The following is a 2,269-nucleotide window of genomic DNA, read 5'->3' as shown; positions in this document are numbered from 1 at the left end:
CATTGGCTTTTACAGGCGCACTGTCGATAGCCTGAGTATGCCCGCTAACCATCCCGGCCTCCACACAAAGCGTGAACACTTTAGTGAAAACCGCTTCAAAAATATCTTCGGGAAACAACTGCCGCGTGCGGCTGATGGTAGAATGCCAGGGCAATTCTTCATCGATGTCATAACCGATGAAATACAAAATATCCAAACGCATACTGCAATGTTCAATAAGCTTGCGGTCGCTGATGATATTCTCTAAATAGCCCACCAGACAGAGTTTAAAAAACACAACAGGATCTATACTCTTTTGCCCACTGCTGCCGTAAAAACCTCGAGTAAGATCATAGAGAAAATCTAAGTTTAAGGCTTCTTTCAATCGGCGGTAGAAATTAGTGGGCGGTACGCGGTCACTCAACCGAAAACTGTTGAATAACTGCTCTTGATATACTTTTTTGCCTTGCATATCATGAAATTAATCTTTTTTAGTAAATTGTGCAACAGGCACACCGTATATAATTTATTGCTAGCTCTCGCCTACTTACGAAAATCCTAGCGGATGTTCTATTAGGTTTATATTTGCTAAATTAGGTGCTTAAAACACGCAACAAACCATATACAATCACGTTGTAGGTAAGTTGAAAAAAGATGACAGCAAAGGAAAAACAGAAGGAATTTATAAAGATATATCTTAAACCTAATTTGAAAAAATGGGGTTATCTAACATCGGGACAGACTTGGTGGAAGGACAAAGGTCAGTTCTTTAATGTCATTAATCTTCAAAACTATTCTTGGAATACAAAAGATTGCGTAGATTTTAGATTCAATATTGGAATTGCACTTAAAGCAACAGTAAAAGATAGTAAAAGGAAAAAAGCAACATATAATGACTTAACTGTTCATCTTGACGAGGGAACATTTTTACCGGACAGAAGAAAAAGAAAATTCGGAAATAATCAAGGCTATTCAATAACTGAAAAAACGGACTTAAAAGAGTTTGTGGAGTCTATAAAAGTTGACTTTGAAAAATATATTTTGCCAAGAATTGACGGATTGAAATCTCTAGAGGACTGTTTGGAATATTATGGACAATTCACATTCTGGGGCGAAAATTTAAAGCGTAAGATTACTGAGCACAAACTATTAGAATCGGAATAAAAAAGCCTACCTACAACACAACCTATAAACAATACGGGCTTCGGGCTTAATCGCAGGGTTTGTGTATTTTTATGAAGTCCGCAAAATCTTTTGGATTTTGCTTTTAAGCGGGACAAAGAAAAAACAAACAAAAAGATTTCGCTATGTGCGTGGCGGAAAGCATACGCTAGTTTGCTCCCGTACGGTTCATAGCTAAACCGTTGGCAATAATTTGGAAATGAAACTCAGAAATTATATCATATTCATTTTGACTATCGCTCTTTTAGGGTGCGGAGAAGAAAAAAAGTCTTCTAAGAATCAAATTGTACAAGAATCATCTGTGGTTATTGATAAAGTTGACAATTCTGTCACTGTAAAAGAATTTGAGAAACCTAAAACCGAAAGTAAGCCACAACAGAATGACAACTCACTTAAAATAAGATTCGAAGAGTTCATAGTTGAAATAGACAGCATTGAAGTTTGGGATGAAGAAGGGAAATTAACTGAACAGCAAAAAGATACCGCAAGAATTTATTTAGAGCTTGGAGAAACCATTGAAGGACAAAAACTAAAAGTTCAAAAAATTAAGAAGGGTGACATCCGAATTTATCAACGATTCGAGAATAGTGTTACAATAATGAATGAAGGGCCTCATTGTGATTTAACAGAATGGAAGCATTATGATTCAGATTGGAAACCACTAAAAATTGAAAATGAACAATTTCTAACGGACAGTTATTCTGAGGCCGATTGGGAAAAATTCATAAAGGTTGATATGACTGAATTGCGAGAAGCAGTGAGAAACCAGTGTGGAGATGGATGGGCAGAACACATAAAAGATGTAAAGTCACCTAACGAATATCCCTGCGGAGTGAGTACAAGTAGAATCTTTTTAAAAATTGAATTTATCGACCAAGATTCTAAGGAATTAAAAGAGCGAATAATCTCATTTGAAATTCCGATGGGATGTTAAATAAAAAACTATTGCCAACATTGGTAACCGTTGCACAACCCCATAATTTAAAAAAAACGTATTCATTTAAACCGCTTTAGAGCGGTTTTCTAGTTTTATATCGTTTGTAAATTAGCAAAATGAAGTGCCTTTAAAATGTATCTGTAGGCTTGCTTTAATCCAATTTTGGGTATT

The 2,269-nt window shown here is 35.7% G+C and carries 3 protein-coding genes; 2 read left to right on the top strand and 1 reads right to left on the bottom strand.

Annotated elements, in window-relative coordinates:
- Nucleotides 1-451 (bottom strand): transposase (locus KW502_RS15145; protein WP_219041391.1); only part of this gene is annotated, 451 nt, incomplete at its 3' end.
- Between the two features lie 182 nt (nucleotides 452-633).
- Here KW502_RS15145 and KW502_RS15140 point away from each other — a divergent pair.
- Nucleotides 634-1,143 (top strand): DUF4304 domain-containing protein, encoded by a 510-nt coding sequence (locus tag KW502_RS15140; RefSeq protein WP_219041390.1) that lies wholly within the window; start codon nucleotides 634-636, stop codon nucleotides 1,141-1,143.
- A gap of 217 nt (nucleotides 1,144-1,360) precedes the next feature.
- Nucleotides 1,361-2,095 (top strand): hypothetical protein, encoded by a 735-nt coding sequence (locus KW502_RS15135; RefSeq protein WP_219041389.1) that lies wholly within the window; start codon nucleotides 1,361-1,363, stop codon nucleotides 2,093-2,095.
- The last annotated feature ends 174 nt before the right edge of the window (nucleotides 2,096-2,269 follow it).

It is taken from the genome of Mesonia aestuariivivens, assembly GCF_019311235.1.
GTDB lineage: Bacteria > Bacteroidota > Bacteroidia > Flavobacteriales > Flavobacteriaceae > Mesonia > Mesonia aestuariivivens.
This window is presented reverse-complemented; position numbering and strand designations above follow the sequence as displayed.

What these genes read in the sequence shown, in the direction of transcription:
- KW502_RS15140 (WP_219041390.1), top strand. Translation starts at nt 634, where the DNA reads ATGACAGCAAAGGAAAAACAGAAGGAATTTATAAAGATATATCTTAAA.
- KW502_RS15135 (WP_219041389.1), top strand. Translation starts at nt 1,361, where the DNA reads ATGAAACTCAGAAATTATATCATATTCATTTTGACTATCGCTCTTTTA.